This is a genomic window from Duncaniella muricolitica (assembly GCF_910574735.1).
In the GTDB taxonomy this organism is placed as follows: domain Bacteria; phylum Bacteroidota; class Bacteroidia; order Bacteroidales; family Muribaculaceae; genus Duncaniella; species Duncaniella muricolitica.
This window is the reverse complement of sequence record NZ_CAJTCF010000006.1, coordinates 52,639-69,461: the sequence shown is the minus strand read 5'-3', so window position 1 is coordinate 69,461 and position 16,823 is coordinate 52,639. Positions and strand designations below refer to the sequence as shown.

Sequence of the window (16,823 nt, the reverse complement as noted above, 5' to 3'; positions counted from 1 at the left end):
ATGAAACTGACCGATAAACGATTTTGGATAGCATGGCTTGTGCTTCTCCTATTGGCGATTGTGAGTTGTATGGCAGGAGGTTGGAACGAGGATACGGCGTTGCTCGGTGCGGCTTATGCGCTGTCGCTGTTATCGACATGGCTGTGTCACAGGGTCAGACCGAGAGCCGCGTCAGGCAATCTGATTGTGATGTTAGCCTATAATGCCATATTGAGCTACAATCTTGTCTTCGATAGCCATTATGGAGCCGGACTGACATGGTGGTTTTTGGCACTGCTGCTGAACTCTATTCATTCAATTGCATTACTTGTTTATTTCCTTATTATACGATTTGCACCAACCGGGCAACGGCAATAAACAGTGCATGGCCCACTAATTTTGCTCAGAGTATCGGGCTGAGGAGGCGACAGAGTGATTCGCGGGCTTTGAGAGCACGTTGGCGTCGGTTCCACTCGCTGAGTTTGACGAGAGTACAGTCCTCCTGGTCTTTTTTGAACAGTCGGGCTATCTCAGCATTGACTTCGGGCGAGTACATCACGATATTCTCCTCAAAATTGTGCTCGAAACTGCGATAATCAAAGTTGGTCGAGCCTAATGTCACAAAGTCGTCATCGACCAGTAGCACCTTGCCGTGGAGCATTCCGGCATTGTAGAAGTATATCTTCATGCCGGCCAGCAGACACTCCTCCACATAGCTTGTCGAGGCATGGGTGAGGACGGCTGAGTCGGATTTGCGCGGAAGCATCACACGCACATCCACGCCCGAGAGGGCTGCACATTGCAACGCTGTCAGCAATCCCTCGCTCGGCAGGAAGTAGGGAGTCTGGATATAGATGCGGTTTTTTGCTCCCGATATAGCTTTGATGAAAAGCATATGGGTGTTGCCCCAACGGTTGGTCGGGCCCGAGGCTATGATCTGCACAAGCACGTCGTCGATAGTTCTCTCTCTCATAGCCATCGGATAAGAATCGGCCGGCTCATCGGTTATGAGGTCATAACCCATGAATTTCCAGTCAATGGCAAAGTTGTGTTGCAGGGCGAGGACTCCTGGGCCGGTGAGGCGCACGGCCATGTCGCGCCAACATCCGAATGATCCGCCGTCGACATATCTTTGTGCCACATTTATGCCGCCGATATAGCCGATGAGTCCATCGATTATTACGGCTTTGCGGTGGTTGCGCCAGTTGAGTCGGCCGAGCTTTTCGGGAAACTGTATGCGGAAAAACGAGTGTACCTCTATGCCGTGGGAGCGCAGACGGTTGAATAATATCTGGCTGTGCGAGCCAAACGAACCCACGTAGTCATATATGACCCTAATCTTGACTCCGGCCTTGGCGCGCTCTATCAGTATATCGCCGAGTTGTCGTCCGAGCGGGTCATTGGCTATGATGTAAAACTGCAGGTTGATGTATTTGCGGGCGCGGCGCAGATCGTCAAACAGGGCCTCAAACATGCGGCTCCCATCATTGATTACCTCGACACTGTTAGGTGAATAGACCATTGCCTCGGCTACCGAATAGCCAAGCATGATGCGGCGTCGGTTTTCGGGCGAGAGCTGCCGACTGAGTTTGGGCATGGGGCGGTGTGACTCGGCATTGAGCAGCCGTCGGCGGTTGCGGCGCGAGATCATCTTGACATTACGCATGCTGCGCCCGAATACAAAATAAAGCACTGCCCCTCCCACCGGAAACAGCAGCAGGGCCATGACCCATCCGAGAGCCTTGAGCGGATTGCGGTTTTCGCTCAATACGGCTACTATGAGCGTGGTAATCAGCATGGCATAGGCCGCGACAAAGGCCCACATCAGCGCATTGATGTAGGAAAAAAGCAATGGCATATGCAGGGGTGTAGACACAGCAAACGGAAATTTTATGTTTTACAATCGCAAATATCGCAAAAATTTCGTTAACTTTGGGATGTTTTATGGAATAAATCGACTTGTGTAAGTCAAAAAACATATAGATATGCATAACGGATTTCTGCGTGTGGCCTCGTGTGCACCCCGGGTGCGAGTGGCCGATGTGGACTACAATTTGTCGGGAATCATCGCGATGCTCGATAAGCTGGTTGACAGCAAAGTGGAACTGGCTGTGTTTCCCGAGATGTCGCTCACGGGCTATACGTGTGCCGACCTGTTTCATAACCGCACGCTGATTGATGCTGCTGCCGACGCGCTCGCCCGTCTCAGGGACTACTCCATGAGTCATCCCATACATTTTGCCGTCGGACTGCCGGTGGTGCATGCCGGGGCGGTCTATAATTGTGCCGCGTTTTTGCGCGACGGTTCGGTCTCACTCGTGGCCAAGAGCTATGTGCCGAATTATAACGAGTTTTACGAGCGCAGATGGTGGCGTCCGCTGCCACAGGGCATTTCGGCCGATGTCACTGTCGGCCGTGTAGTATGTCGCATGAGCAACGACTGCGTGTTTTCAAGCCACGGAGCCAAGGTGGGCATAGAGATATGTGAAGACCTGTGGGTGCCAGTTCCTCCGTCGTGCCGTCTGGCCATGGGGGGCGCGCAGGTGGTGCTCAACCTCTCTGCCTCCGACGATCTTATAGGTAAATATGATTATCTGTGCAAACTTGTGGCCCAGCAGTCGGCCCGCTGCCTGTGTGCCTATGTCTATGCCGGTGCGGGGTGGGGCGAATCGTCAACCGACCTCGTGTTTGACGGCAAGGCCATGGTGGCAGAGAACGGTAGCATGCTTGCGGCCAACAAGCGTTGGGATCCGGCTGACAACTATGTTATAGCCGACGTCGACATTGAGGCCCTTGAGCGTGACCGTATGCACATGACCACCTTTGCCGACTGTGCCGAACGTGAGGGTGCAGCTTCAATAAGCGTCGACTCTTGCGGTAAAAGTTCTTCAGGCTATCAGTGGGGACGCACCGACCGACTCATGCGTTATGTCGACCCTCATCCCTTTGTGCCCGCAGAAACGTCGGTCAAACATGAAAGATGTGACGAGATACTCAATATACAGGTGGCCGGCTTGGCCAAACGCCTTGATGCCATCGGGTGCAAGTCGCTTGTGGTGGGCATATCGGGCGGACTCGACTCCACACTCGCATTGCTTGTGGCTGTCAGAACTTTTGACCGTCTCGGCCTCGACCGTAAGGGCATTACCGGTATAACAATGCCCGGATTCGGCACCACAGACCGCACTCACAACAATGCCACTCGTCTGATGGAAGCTCTCGGAGTCACTTCGATGGAGATACCCATCGGCGAGGCGGTAAACCTTCATTTCGAGGCCATAGGTCACGACCCGGCAGTGCATGATGTGACCTATGAGAACTGTCAGGCTCGCGAGCGCACCCAGATACTTATGGATATGTCCAACCGCCTCGGAGGCATAGTGCTCGGCACAGGCGACCTGTCTGAGCTGGCTCTCGGATGGGCTACCTACAACGGTGACCATATGTCTATGTATGGTGTCAATGCCGGAGTGCCTAAGACGCTTGTAAAGCATCTTGTGGACTATTACGCACATCTTGACTCGACTTCGTCCACCGTCAAGGAGCTTCTGCTCGACATCATTGATACCCCAATCAGCCCCGAGCTGGTGCCCGCGGCTGCCGACGGCGAGATATTGCAGCGCACCGAAGACCTCGTAGGCCCCTATGAGCTTCACGACTTCTTTCTATATTATATGCTCCGCTACGGATTCACTCCGGAGCGCATCTATTATCTCGCCATCCATGCGTTCAAGTCAGAAGAGTATGACGAGGCCACCATACGCAAGTGGCTCGACACGTTCATGAAGCGGTTTTTCCAGCAGCAGTTCAAACGTTCATGTCTGCCCGACGGCCCCAAGGTCGGCTCGGTGTGTCTCTCTCCGCGTGGCGACTGGCGTATGCCTTCTGATGCATCATCCAATCTCTGGCGCAAATGAAACGGCTCGGACTTCTCCCGCGTATAGCCATAGCCATCGTGCTTGGCATACTGATAGGTTATATCGCTCCGCAGTGGCTGGGTGAATTATGCGCTACTTTCAATGCCATCTATTCGCAGTTTCTCGGCTTCATGATACCCATGATTATCGTGGGGTTCGTTGTGCTCGCCATCGCCGACATCGGTGGGCGCGCAGGACGTCTGCTTGTAATCACGGCATTGCTCGCCTATGGATTTACTGTCATGGCCGGACTTATTTCCTATCTCACGGGCTCGGCCCTGTTTCCCGGTCTTGTCGGAGGCGAGACATCGCTCTCGGCAGCGGAGGATGTGAGTAAGCTCACGCCATGGTTTACTGTAGAGATGCCTCCGCTGATGGGTGTCACCACTTCGCTTGTGCTCTCGTTTGTGCTTGGTCTTGGCATAGCTTTCTCCTCAGGTACCGCGCTTCGCAGAGGCATGAGCGAGTTTCGTGACATTGTCAGCAAAACCATCAACACGGCCATCATACCGCTGCTTCCAGTCTACATCTTCGGCATATTTCTGATAATGACCGTTGAGGGTGAAGTGGGTATGATGTTACGCGGGTTTATCAAGATAATCGGCGTGATATTTGTGTTGCACGTGTTTGTGCTCCTACTCCAGTATTGCATCGCCGCGCCCTTTGCGCGTCGCAATCCGCTGAGTATGCTCAGGACGATGCTTCCGGCCTACTTCACGGCTTTGGGCACACAGTCGTCAGCCGCCACAATCCCTGTGACTCTCCGTCAGGCTGTCAAAATGGGGGTGAGAGAGGATACGGCCGGATTTGTGATACCGCTCTGCGCCACTATCCATCTCAGTGGCAGTACGCTTAAGATTGTGGCATGCGCATTGGCCATCATGATTATGCACAATCAGCCTCATGACCTGCCACTGTTTCTCCATTTCATAACTATGCTCGGCATCACTATGGTGGCGGCACCCGGCATCCCGGGCGGTGCCATAATGGCGTCGCTCGGTCTGTTGCAGTCAATTCTCGGATTTGACCAGGAGACCGTTGCCCTGATGATAGCTCTCTACATTGCGATGGACTCGTTTGGCACAGCCTGCAATGTCACCGGCGACGGTGCTATTGCTGCTATTGTCGACCGTGTCGCGTGAATAGTGGTGTCCGGGAGTCAATAAATGAGATTTTTATAGAGATCAAATAATAAAATGGAAGTATTATACGAAGACAATCATATAATAATAGTCAATAAGCTGCCGGGCGAAATCGTGCAGGGCGACAAGACCGGCGATGAGCCGCTTGTCGAGACGCTCAAGCAATGGATAAAGGAGAAATACTCCAAGCCGGGCAATGTGTTTTGCGGTGTAGTGCACCGTCTTGATCGTCCTGTTGGCGGACTTGTGGTGTTTGCCAAGACCTCCAAGGCTCTTGCAAGAATGAATGAAATGTTTCGCACCGGACGCGTCAGCAAGACCTATCTTGCCATCTCACGCAACCGTCCTCCTCAGGATGAAGAACGGCTTACGGGTTACATCTCATCGGTCGAACGCAACAACAAGAGTTATTTCTCTCCCGTACCCAAGGCCGGAGCCAAAGAGGCCGCGCTCTCGTATAAATATCTCGGAGCGTCTGACCGCTACCATCTGCTCGAGGTTCATCTTGAGACCGGACGAAAACATCAGATACGCGTGCAACTCTCATCAGTGGGGTGCCCTGTCAAGGGCGATCTGAAATATGGTGACAAACGCTCCAATCCCGACGGCTCCATCTCGCTGCGCGCCCATCGCATCCGCTTCGAGCATCCCGTGTCGGGCAATATGATAGACGTTACCGCCCCGCTGCCGGCCGACCCTTTATGGCAGGCGTTTGGTGAAATAATCCGTGAGCATGATGCGGATTGATATTGACAAGGTGTTGCGGGAGCGCGTGCCGCGCCAATATCGGTTTATACCGCGCTGGCTCATAAACCGTCTGGCCGACATGATATGTCAGGACCGTCTCAACGAGCTGCTTGAACGCAACGCCTCGCTCGTCGGGGCCGATTTTGCCGAAGCGGTGGTGAAGGACCTGTCGGTGAGCTACGATATGCGCGGATGCCGCCCCGACCCTTCGCGTCGCAGGGTGATACTTGTGTCCAATCATCCCCTCGGCGGCCTTGACGGACTGGTACTCGCGACAGTGGCCAAGGAGATATATGGAGGTGGAGCTGTGCCGGCAAGGTTTGTGGTCAATGATCTGCTCGATTTTGTCGAACCGTTGCGGCCGATATTTCTCGGGGTCAACAAACACGGCTCGCAGTCGCGCGGAAAGGTCAGTGACATTGACCGTGCGTTTTCAGGAGACGATCCGATAGTGATGTTTCCGGCCGGACTAGTGTCGCGGATGGATAGCGACGGAAAGGTCGCCGACCTCCAATGGCGCAAAATGTCGGTCGTAAAGGCCATTTCATCGCAAAGAGATATAATTCCCATACATTTTAGTGGTGAAAATTCACAGTTTTTTTATAAATTTGCACGTCTAAGGACACAGCTTGGACTGCGGTTCAATATCGAGATGGTGCGTCTGCCTAAAGAAGTCTTTCTGAGCGAAGGTGCGCATTTCACACTCACTTTCGGCAAGCCTATACCCTGGCAGTCGCTGAGAGGGGGTAAAGATGCATTGTCGCAGGCCGCAGAGCTAAGGTCCATTGTTTACGAACTGCCCAGTCAAAAATAGAATCATGACTCAGCCCATTATCGACCCGATAGACCCCTCATTGATAGAACAGGAACTGACCCCCGAGCGTCTGCTGCGCCGCTCCAACAAAGGCGGCAATCTAATCTACACGCTTGACGGCCGCGAGTGTCCGGCCACGATGAGAGAGATAGGCCGTCTGCGCGAGGAGTCATTCAGGGCAGCAGGCGGCGGCACGGGTAAAAGTGTCGACATCGACGAGTTTGACACTATGGACCCTCCATGTCGTCAGCTTATAGTCTGGGATCCTGAAGCACGCCTCATACTCGGGGGATATCGCTTCATCATAGGCCGTGATATCAGGATTGACGCTCAAGGGCGTCCGCGTATAGCCACAAGCCACATGTTCAACTTCTCCGAGCGATTTATCAGTGAACTCCTTCCGAGCACCATCGAGCTCGGACGCTCGTTTGTGCGCTTGCACTATCAGTCGTCACAGGCCGGTGCAAAGGCTCTCTTCGCACTTGACAACCTGTGGGACGGCCTTGGTGCACTTACGGTGGAGCATCCCGAAATCAAATATCTTTTCGGCAAGATGACCATGTATCCGAGCTATGACCGCACGTGCCGCGACCTCATACTTTATTTCCTTCAGAAGCATTTCCCGGATCCCGAGATGCTTGTGTGGCCTATCCGCCCCCTTGACACATCGATTGATAACGAGGCTATGGAGCGGCTTTTTGACGGAGAGACATTCAAGGAGGATTACAAGATACTCAATCATGAGGTGAGGAAACACGGCTTCAATATCCCACCGCTTGTCAACTCCTATATGAGTCTCTCACCGACAATGAAGATGTTTGGTACGGCCATCAATGACGAGTTTGGTGATGTGGAGGAGAGCGGTATATTCTTTGCGATATCTGATATATTTGAAGAGAAAAAACGGCGTCACATAGGCACTTACAGCCCGCGTCATCCCGAACAAGAAAGCTGACAGTGATGTTATAATCTAACGGTAGTTACAACGACAGATTCCAACAGCATACAATTTTGACATAAATGAAAAAGGAACGTATCCTCGTGACCGGTGGCACAGGCTATATCGGTTCACACACAGTGGTAGAGCTTCAGCAGGCAGGATATCAGGTGGTCATTATTGACAACCTGTCCAACTCAAGTGCCGACGTGGTCGAAGGCATAGAGCGTATCACAGGTATAAAGCCCGACTTTGTTGAAGGTGATTGCACCGACATGGCCACGCTGACCCGACTTTTTGCCGACTATCCCGACATCAAGGGCATTATTAACTTTGCAGCATCCAAGGCTGTGGGCGAGAGTGTGGAAAAGCCCATCCTCTATTACCGCAATAACCTCAACACTCTGCTCAATCTTCTTGACCTCATGGGGCCCAACGGAGTGAAAGGCATCGTATTTTCCTCGTCATGTACTGTCTACGGCGAGCCTGATGTCAACCCCGTTACAGAGTCTTCGCCAATCAAGAAGGCGACATCGCCCTATGGTAACACCAAGCAGATTTCAGAAGACATCATCACTGACGTCATCAAGTCGGGCGCACCTTTCAAGAGCGTAATACTCCGCTATTTCAATCCCGTCGGTGCGCATCCCTCGGCTGAGATAGGCGAGTTGCCCAACGGTGTGCCCCAGAATCTCATTCCTTATCTGACACAGACCGCTATCGGCATCCGTAAGGAGCTGAGCGTGTTTGGCGATGATTACAACACTCCTGACGGCTCATGCATTCGCGACTATATCAATGTAGTGGATCTAGCCAAGGCCCACGTGATAGCAGTGGAACGCATGCTCACTGACAAGTCTGACGACAAGATTGAGATTTTCAACCTCGGTACAGGCAATGGAGTCTCGGTGCTTGAACTCATCAATACTTTTGAAGAGGCAACAGGTGTCAAGGTGCCCCACAAGATTGTAGGACGACGCACCGGCGATATCGAGAAGGTATGGGCCAATCCCTCCTACGCCAATGAAGTACTCGGCTGGAAAGCCGATTCCACTCTTGCCGATACACTCCGCTCGGCCTGGGCATGGCAGCTCAAGCTCCGCGAGCGCGGCATAATGTAATTCTCTCAGGGAATACAAGATACAAGAGACTCAGAAGAAACAGATGTTTCTTCTGAGTCTCTTGTATCTTGTATATATAGGTTTATTCCTTGTTGACAGGCTTCATGTCGGGAAGGAATGTCGCGACTATGCCGAGAAGTGGGAGCAGTGTGCTGACGCGGAATATGAACTGGATACTGGTAAGCTCGGCAAGCCAGCCGAAAAATGCAGCTCCGATGCCACCAAGACCAAACGACAGCCCGAAGAAGAGCCCTGCAATTGTGCCTATATGTGCCGGCTTGAGCTCGGTTGCAAATACGAGTATGGCCGAGAATGCCGATGAGATAATCAGGCCCACAAGCACAGCAAGTATCACAGTCATTGCATATCCGGCATAAGGCATGAAGAGGGCAAAAGGTGCCGCGCCAAGAATTGAGCACCATATCACGTATTTGCGTCCTATCTTGTCGCCAACATATCCGCCAGCGATAATGCCTATGGCCGAGGCTGCGAGAAAGGCGAATAGGCATAGCTGTGCGTCGCGTATCGATATGCCGAATTTGTCAATCAGAAAGAATGTAAAATAGCTCGTCATACTTGCCAGAAAAAACTGCTTGGAGAATGTGAGCAACACGAGCACTATCATAGCCCATCTGACCTGACGTTCGGTAAGATGCAGGGCCTTTCGGGCACGGGCTACTTGTGCTGTCATACGGGTAGAGATACTCCGCTGATACCATCGTCCTACCCATGTCACTACGGCTGCACCGAGCACGAGGGCGAAGGCAAACCATATCACTGCGCCTTTGCCGTGAGGCAATACTATGAGTGCGGCCAGCAACGGGCCTATGGCAGCACCGCCGTTGCCGCCTACCTGAAAGATGGATTGAGCGAGGCCTTTACGGTAGCCGGCGGCTATCTGAGCCACGCGTGAGGCTTCGGGATGAAATATGGAGGAACCCATGCCTACGACTGCCACCGAACCGATGATTAACGCAAAACTGTCGGAAAAGGCCAGCATGAAGAGGCCGGTCAGCGAGATGCACATACCGATAGTCAGTGCGTAGGGGCTTGGATGGCGGTCGGCATATCGGCCGACAAAGGGTTGGAGTATCGACGATGTCATCTGAAAGACAAATGTGATTATGCCTATCTGTGTGAATGTTAGTCCGAAATCGTCTTTTAGTATCGGGTAGATGGAGGGGATGACCGATTGCACGGCATCGTTGAGCAGATGGGCGATGCTTATGGCAAAAAGTATTGAAAAGGCGGTCTTGCCCGAGTCAGTTGTTGCTGTCATGGTTACTTGCTTTTCGAGCAAAGGTTATATGGTTAATAGTGTGATGTTTCGTGAAGGAGCAGCCGGCGTTTAACCTCAAGACCGCCTCCATAACCCGTAAGAGAGCCGTCCGAACCTATCACTCGGTGACAGGGCGAGAAGATTGAAATTGCGTTGGCTCCGTTGGCATTGGCCACAGCTCTGACTGCCGACGGCCGGCCGAGCTGTGCGGCGAGTGTGCCGTATGATATTGTATGGCCATAGGGTATCTCCATAAGTTTGTGCCACACAGAAGTCTGAAACGGTGTGCCGATAAACAGTAGCGGCATATCAAACACCTTGCGTTTGTACGCGAAATATTCGTCAAGCTGTGAGGCGGCGGCCGTCGTGACGTCGGATTGCTGAAATTTCCACTCGGCACGCAGTCCGCTCGCAATTCGTGCCAATGCCGCGCCCGGATGTCGGCTCGACTCCCAGTCACAGAGACATAGACGGCCGTCATAGGATCCTAATGTGAGATTACCGCACGGCGTGTGATGGGTATGGAGCAGTATCTGCGGAATGTTCATGAGAAAGATTCAAATTCAAGCGAAGCAAGTTCCCATAGCGACATGGCATTCTCGAGCTGCTTTGTGGCGGCTTCATGGCGGCTGTATATGTCGGCTGGAGGATTGCCCGCGGCGATTATTGCCTCGATGTCGGACACCTCTTTCTCAAGACGTCCAACTTCAGCCTCGGCTTCTTCCACTTTCTTGCGGGCCTTGCGTACGAGTTTCTCATGCTCTCTCTGTTCGGCATAAGATAGTTTCCGTTCTTCACGTGGTGAAGCAGGCGTCTGTTCCTTGGCTTTGGGGGCCTGTTGTGGTGCGACAGGGTTGGATTGCTGGGTTTTTGCCGGCTGAGCCTTAGGTAGTGTGCGCTCCAGTTCGGCGAGCGATGCGATTTTTTTCTTTTCAAGAAACTCATATATGCCACCGAGGCATTCCCTGACCTGTCCGCCTCCGAATTCATAGACCTTTTCGACCAGTCCGTCAAGAAATTCGCGGTCGTGGCTCACCACTATGACCGTGCCGTCAAACTCCTTGATGGCGTTCTTGAGTATATCTTTGGTCTTCATGTCAAGGTGGTTGGTCGGCTCGTCGAGTATGAGCAGATTGACCGGTTCGAGAAGCAGACGTATCATGGCCAGACGCGTTTTCTCACCGCCTGAGAGCACTTTTACTTTCTTGTCGGAAGCCTCGCCTCCAAACATGAAAGCTCCCAGTATATCACGTATCTTGGTGCGGATGTCACCGACGGCCACGCGGTCGATGGTATCAAATACGGTGATTTCGCCGTCGAGCAGTTGAGCCTGATTTTGTGCGAAATATCCGATTTTGACATTATGACCGATTTTAAGTGTGCCGGTGTAGGGTATCTCGTTCATGATACATTTTACGAGAGTCGATTTTCCTTCGCCGTTCTTGCCTACGAATGCTACTTTTTCGCCACGTTTGATGGTGAATGTCGCATGGTCAAATACCTGATGGTCGCCATAAGCCTTGCCTACATTGTCGGCTATAACCGGATAATCGCCCGAGCGTGGTGCCGGAGGAAATTTCAGATTGAGATGCGAGGTGTCCACCTCATCGACTTCGATGCGGTCTATTTTGGCCAGTTGTTTGATGCGGCTCTGCACCTGCACGCTCTTGGTGGCTTTGTAGCGGAATCGCTCGATAAAGTCTTCGGTTTCCTTGATCATCTTCTGCTGATTCTGAAAAGCTCTCATCTGTTGTTCGAGACGTTCCTGACGCAGAGTGACATATTTGGAATAGTTGACAGAGTAGTCATATATCTTTCCGAGCGAAATCTCTATGGTACGGTTGGTCACATTGTCGATAAACGCGCGGTCGTGGCTCACGAGCACCACCGCGTTGGCCTTGGTCACGAGAAAGTTCTCAAGCCACTGGATTGACTCGATGTCGAGGTGGTTGGTCGGCTCGTCGAGCAGGAGCACATCGGGACGGGTGAGCAGTAGTTTGGCCAGCTCGATACGCATGCGCCATCCGCCTGAAAATTCCGAGGTGGGACGGTTGAAGTCATCGCGCACAAATCCGAGACCCAGAAGAGTCTTTTCCATCTCGGCCTCGCAGTTGTCGCTTTCCTCCATGGCTATGCGGTCGGTCAGAGTGGTCATGGCTTCGATGAGTTCCTGATATGAGTCCGACTCATAGTCGGTACGAGAAGCCAGCTCCTCGCTCATACGGTCGAGTCGCTCATGCATCTCTCGGATGTGGCTGAATGCAGTGCGCACCTCCTCGATTACGGTGGCTGAGTCGCTTATGGTCATGTGCTGTGGCAGATACCCGATTGTAGTGTCGTTGGGTATGGCCACGTTGCCCGAGGTCGGTTTTTGGATGCCGGCAATAATCTTGAGCATTGTCGACTTACCGGCACCGTTTTTGCCCACAAGGGCTATCTTGTCCTTGCGGTTGATTATATAAGATATATTATCAAAAAGGCATTTTGCCGAAAATTCTACCTTGAGATTGTTTATTGAAATGCTCATGAATGTCCGATGATGATTTTGCGGGTGCAAAATTACACATTTTTAATCATCTGAGCAAATTAGCTGACAGGTCGATTTGTGTATGACCGGGCGGATGTTTCGGCCTGGCCTTAAACTCATTCAACAGAGATGCTGACATTGCAGGAATCGGACTATGTCCTCTTTCTCGGGTGCTCCGAGTTTCTTTCTTATTGATGATTTTCTGACATAGATTGTTGCGGTGGTCTGACCCGTGATCACACTTATCTCTTTGGTCGAAAAACCGGCCACCATAAGCACGATTATCTGCTCTTCTTTCTGACTGAGCATACTGCCATATGTGGTGTTTAGTTTCGTGTAAAATCCGGAATAGAGATTGTCGATTATTTCAAACACTTTTCCCCAGTCGACGAGTTCACCGTTGGTCTCTCCATCAATGGAGGAGATTTTACGTAACATTTCGCGATTCTGTTCGGTGGGAGTTTCCGCTACCATCTTGATAATGCCGAGTTGCTTGAGCATGATGCTGCGTAGCGTTGATGAGTCTGCGGTCTCTGTGACAGGCATGACCGGTGAGGATTTATATTCGTCGATCATTTTTTGCAAAGCCTCGATACGCTCTTCGTTTTCACGTTCCCGTTGGCGGCGGATTACTATAATCCAGCATGTGCCGGTCAGGGCCATTAATGCAATGATACCGATTATCAGTATTATCACAGTCTTGTGCTCGCTCTCGGCTTTGAGAGTCAAAGCCTTGTTCTGCTCACGCAAGGCTCCGCGTTCGGATTCCCATTGCGAGGCCTTCATACGGTTGAAACGTTCATTCTGACGGTTGTTCAATCCGTTGATATGTCTCAGTTTGATACGCCCGGTCTGTTTGAAATCAATGATAGCATGAAGAAGGTTGCTATAACTGCGGAAATAAGCGTCATCATCACCTCTCAATTTGATGGCGAGACTATCAGCGAATGCGAGGTGTTGAGAAGCCCGGCTGATGTCTCCGGAATTTAAAGCATTTATCGCATATTGGAAGTGAAGGAGGTATGCCGCTCCATTGTCAGGTCCCGCTTTTCGGAAAATTTTATCAATAAGAGCGTCGCTTTCTGTGTTTCTCCCTTGTTCGGTCAACAACTGTGCGCGTTCAATTTCAAACTGAAAATGCTTATCGCCCCAGTTGTTATTGCGGGCGAATGCTATAAGTTCATCCAAGATATAAAGGGCGGAATCCAGTTCGCCGGCATATTCGTATCCCGTCAGAAGCATATATTTTGCTTCAATCTTTCTCAGGGAGTCTGTTTCAAGAGATTCAAGACTCTTGGCAAGGGGTACAAGCTCGCGTCCTTGATATTCCGCCGCCCCGAGCAATACACGAGTCCTCAATGTCTGAACCATGATTGAGTCGGGCACATTGGGCAAAGTTGTAAGGGAATCAAGCATGGCCATGGCACCGGGAGTATCGCCGACCCAAAACTTATACCAGGCAAATGTCATTCCGCTTCGGATGTCTCTTGCCACGTCTTTTCCTCGATAATAATCATGAGCGAATGATATAAGAGAATCCCCGATCAAAGAGCGGTTGTGGCGCATGTGACCATACGCCATAAGAAAATGATATTTCGCACGCAATGAGTCGATCTTGAGCTCCGAGGGGTCAATTGTCTCTAATATTGATAACGCACTGTCCATATCGGATTGCATCAGATATTCGGCTGTGCCTAAATCTCTACTATATTGCGAATCTGACTTTGTGCAAGAAGTGATGGCAAGTGCAATAATTGCCGTTAATACGTGTATAATTTTATTCATTATAATCTCTTGTTTTAATCATGTAGCGTGCCTATGACACAGATTATTCCGGCTAATCATACGGCCTTGACATGATTTTTCTCCCGAATTATTAAGCGTTTCGCGAAGTTACAACAAATTTTTGTGACTAAGGCCGTTTTTACCGGGTTATTATGCCGGGGAAATCCATATTTTTTGACAGTGTTTCCAACATGCTTGTGGCCGGATGTTTTGTGATGTCGGCTAAAATAGTTAATTTTGTAGCACATTTAGTAAAAAAGCATCAGTTAAGACACCCATTCATCATTTAATACTATGAAAATAAAATCACTTCTGGCATCATTCATGCTGTTGTCGGCTGTGTCTATGACAGCCGGAGGCAACGAGTATGCCCACCTGTATGACAATCTTCCGTTTGAGATGCCTGTAATAGACCGTCCTGCGATACCTTCGCGACAGGTTGATCTCAAAGAATTTGGCGGAGTAGGGGACGGTATTACTCTTAACACCAAGGCTTTTGCCGAAGCCATTGATAAGCTTTCAAAGCAGGGTGGCGGCACACTCAATGTACCCGCAGGCATATGGCTCACAGGTCCGATAGTGTTGAAATCAAATATCAATCTTCATCTCGACGCAGGGGCAATGATAGTCTTTGCCGCCGATGAGTCGCTTTACGATACGGTCTATGTCGTGTATGAGGGTTTTGAGGCATGGCGCACTCAGTCGCCCATCTCGGGTGTAAATCTCGAGAACGTGTCCATTACAGGCGACGGTATAATTGACGGTAACGGAGGTATGTGGCGTCCCGTGAAGAAGGACAAAATGAACACTGCCGAATGGAAAAATCTCATAGCAAAGGGCGGTATCGTTAACGGCAACGTGTGGTATCCTTCGCAGAGCTATATTGACGGTGAGGAGATGGCCAAGGGCGACCGCCGCGCAAAGCTCACCAAGGAGGAGGCTCAGAGCATCAAGCGTTATCTGCGCCCTGTGATGGTGCAGCTTGTAGGTTGCAAGAATGTGTTGCTGCAGGGAGTAACATTCCAGAACTCACCCGCATGGAACGTACATCCGCTCATGTGTGAGAATCTGATTGTCGACGGTGTGTTTATCAAAAATCCCGATTATGCACAGAACGGAGACGGTCTTGACGTAGAGTCTTGTACCAATGTTATCATCTATCGTTCGACTCTCGACGTTGGCGATGACGCTATATGTCTGAAGTCGGGCAAAGATGAGGCCGGACGCAAGCGCGGTGTGCCTACAAGTAATGTTATAGTAAGTGACTGCCGGGTGTTTCACGGTCATGGCGGCTTTGTCGTAGGTAGCGAGATGTCGGGCGGTGTCAACAATGTCAGCGTATCGGACTGCCAGTTTCTCGGCACAGACATAGGTCTCCGCTTCAAAAGCTGCCGTGGACGTGGAGGTGTGGTCCGGAATATCCATATCGACAATGTCAATATGCTCAATATCTCGGGCGATGCCATTACGTTTGACCTCTATTATTTTGTTAAGAATGCTCCCAAGGAGATACCTTCCGTCGATGAAACCACACCGCGTTTCTGCGACATATTTATCAAGGATGTGACTTCGTTCAACTCGGGCAAGGCTCTCAAGTTTAACGGTATTCCCGAAATGCCTATTGATAATATACAGATAAGCAACTCGGTATTCACAGCACGCGAAGGCGGCCTTTTGTCCGAGTCAAAGGACATCAAGCTCAATAAGGTGACCATACGTCCCGATTCGGGCGCGGCCATGACAGTCAACAATGTGAGCAATGCCACATTTACCGACTGTACTTTTGACTCTGCCACACCGATAGAGTATACTGGTGACAACAAGGGCATAAAAGTCGATTGAAATTAAAATTTTAAAGGTTAAGAGTCCGTGGCTTAAATTGTCACGGACTCTTTATTATTTATTATTACTGTCCGCTAAACCATAAAAAGTCGAGTCCAACTTCTTGAAATATAGAAGTTGGGCTAACTTTTTGTATAGGACAAGCCCCCTTATCAGTTTTCAGTTTCTTCCGGCGGCGATTCAGATGCATCGGCGAGCATTATTTTCAGGTCTGCGTCGGGTTGATTGAGGAACTTTTCGAGATTTAGGTAATACATCAGCACGATTCATACCATTGTCGCCAGTCCCGAGAAGCTCCAGCGTCTTGTCAGTTTGTTTTGCAGGACCGAAAGCAGCAGATTGGCTATAAGTGTGACCCATACCTGGATCTTGATGGCGTTTGCGCTTTCGCCGTAGAAGTATCTCAGGGGAAAGTTCTGTTTTATCTGTTTGAAAAGTGACTCGATCTGCCACCGACGGCGGTATATCGCCACAATTGTCTCCAAGGGCATGTCAAAATCGTTGGTAAGCAGAGAGATGAGTTTTGGCTTCTTGCCTTTCTTGATGTCTACGTATGTTATTATTCTGGCAATGTGGTTGATGCCGTCTTTACGGAACACTACAATCTGCTCACGATACTCCATCAGACCCTTTGAATTCTGATGCATACAGTCGACAAGAATCTCATAACAGAGGTTTTTCTTCATTTTTGTGACATAGATGACGCCACGGTCTGTAAGTTCCTCGAATTTGG

At 50.7% G+C, this 16,823-nt stretch carries 13 protein-coding genes and 1 pseudogene; 8 read left to right on the top strand and 6 right to left on the bottom strand.

The features are described from left to right. Complete coding sequence (locus QGT73_RS02515) at window positions 1-357, top strand: hypothetical protein (RefSeq protein ID WP_280121280.1); 357 nt, start codon at window positions 1-3, stop codon at window positions 355-357. A 25-nt stretch (window positions 358-382) separates the two neighbouring features. Here the strand turns inward: QGT73_RS02515 and cls are convergent, their stop codons facing one another. Beyond that, window positions 383-1,837: a cardiolipin synthase gene (gene cls, locus QGT73_RS02510; protein ID WP_280121279.1), complete on the bottom strand. Its 1,455-nt coding sequence runs from the start codon at window positions 1,835-1,837 to the stop codon at window positions 383-385. 127 nt (window positions 1,838-1,964) lie between these two features. Between cls and QGT73_RS02505 the strand changes: the two genes are divergently transcribed. From QGT73_RS02505 to galE, 6 genes are all read left to right on the top strand, one after another. Then, window positions 1,965-3,896 carry an NAD(+) synthase gene (locus QGT73_RS02505; protein ID WP_280121278.1) on the top strand — a complete coding sequence of 644 codons (1,932 nt, stop codon included), beginning with the start codon at window positions 1,965-1,967 and terminating at the stop codon, window positions 3,894-3,896. Next, window positions 3,893-5,038, top strand: a complete 1,146-nt coding sequence (locus QGT73_RS02500) for a dicarboxylate/amino acid:cation symporter (protein ID WP_280121277.1) — start codon at window positions 3,893-3,895, stop codon at window positions 5,036-5,038. The genes QGT73_RS02505 and QGT73_RS02500 overlap by 4 nt, the downstream gene beginning before the upstream one ends. Before the next feature lie 54 nt (window positions 5,039-5,092). Further along, window positions 5,093-5,785 carry an RluA family pseudouridine synthase gene (locus QGT73_RS02495; RefSeq protein WP_280121276.1) on the top strand — a complete coding sequence of 231 codons (693 nt, stop codon included), beginning with the start codon at window positions 5,093-5,095 and terminating at the stop codon, window positions 5,783-5,785. Next, the gene (gene glsA / locus QGT73_RS02490) at window positions 5,772-6,599 is read left to right on the top strand and encodes a glycerol acyltransferase (RefSeq protein WP_280121275.1); all 828 of its coding nucleotides are present in this window, start codon (window positions 5,772-5,774) and stop codon (window positions 6,597-6,599) included. Before QGT73_RS02495 ends, glsA begins: the two co-directional genes overlap by 14 nt. A gap of 4 nt (window positions 6,600-6,603) precedes the next feature. Then, on the top strand, window positions 6,604-7,554 hold the full coding sequence (gene glsB, locus QGT73_RS02485) for a glycine N(alpha)-acyltransferase GlsB (RefSeq protein ID WP_280121274.1): 951 nt from the start codon (window positions 6,604-6,606) through the stop codon (window positions 7,552-7,554). Between the two features lie 65 nt (window positions 7,555-7,619). Beyond that, complete coding sequence (gene galE, locus QGT73_RS02480; protein ID WP_123616856.1) at window positions 7,620-8,657, top strand: UDP-glucose 4-epimerase GalE; 1,038 nt, start codon at window positions 7,620-7,622, stop codon at window positions 8,655-8,657. 82 nt (window positions 8,658-8,739) lie between these two features. Here the strand turns inward: galE and QGT73_RS02475 are convergent, their stop codons facing one another. The 4 genes from QGT73_RS02475 to QGT73_RS02460 form a co-directional block, all read right to left on the bottom strand. After that, entirely contained in the window at window positions 8,740-9,936 is a 1,197-nt protein-coding gene (locus QGT73_RS02475; protein WP_123616857.1) for an MFS transporter, read from the bottom strand. Between the two features lie 32 nt (window positions 9,937-9,968). Continuing rightward, the gene (locus tag QGT73_RS02470) at window positions 9,969-10,484 is read right to left on the bottom strand and encodes a methylated-DNA--[protein]-cysteine S-methyltransferase (protein ID WP_280121273.1); all 516 of its coding nucleotides are present in this window, start codon (window positions 10,482-10,484) and stop codon (window positions 9,969-9,971) included. Beyond that, on the bottom strand, window positions 10,481-12,463 hold the full coding sequence (locus QGT73_RS02465; protein ID WP_280121272.1) for an ABC-F family ATP-binding cassette domain-containing protein: 1,983 nt from the start codon (window positions 12,461-12,463) through the stop codon (window positions 10,481-10,483). The genes QGT73_RS02470 and QGT73_RS02465 overlap by 4 nt, the downstream gene beginning before the upstream one ends. 120 nt (window positions 12,464-12,583) lie before the next feature. Then, a complete protein-coding gene (locus QGT73_RS02460; protein WP_280121271.1) occupies window positions 12,584-13,957 on the bottom strand; it encodes a LuxR C-terminal-related transcriptional regulator in 1,374 nt (457 codons plus the stop codon). A gap of 585 nt (window positions 13,958-14,542) precedes the next feature. Here QGT73_RS02460 and QGT73_RS02455 point away from each other — a divergent pair. After that, window positions 14,543-16,090 carry a glycoside hydrolase family 28 protein gene (locus tag QGT73_RS02455; protein WP_280121270.1) on the top strand — a complete coding sequence of 516 codons (1,548 nt, stop codon included), beginning with the start codon at window positions 14,543-14,545 and terminating at the stop codon, window positions 16,088-16,090. Between the two features lie 152 nt (window positions 16,091-16,242). Here the strand turns inward: QGT73_RS02455 and QGT73_RS02450 are convergent. Further along, window positions 16,243-16,823 (bottom strand): annotated as a pseudogene (locus QGT73_RS02450) (transposase); the annotation flags it as partial.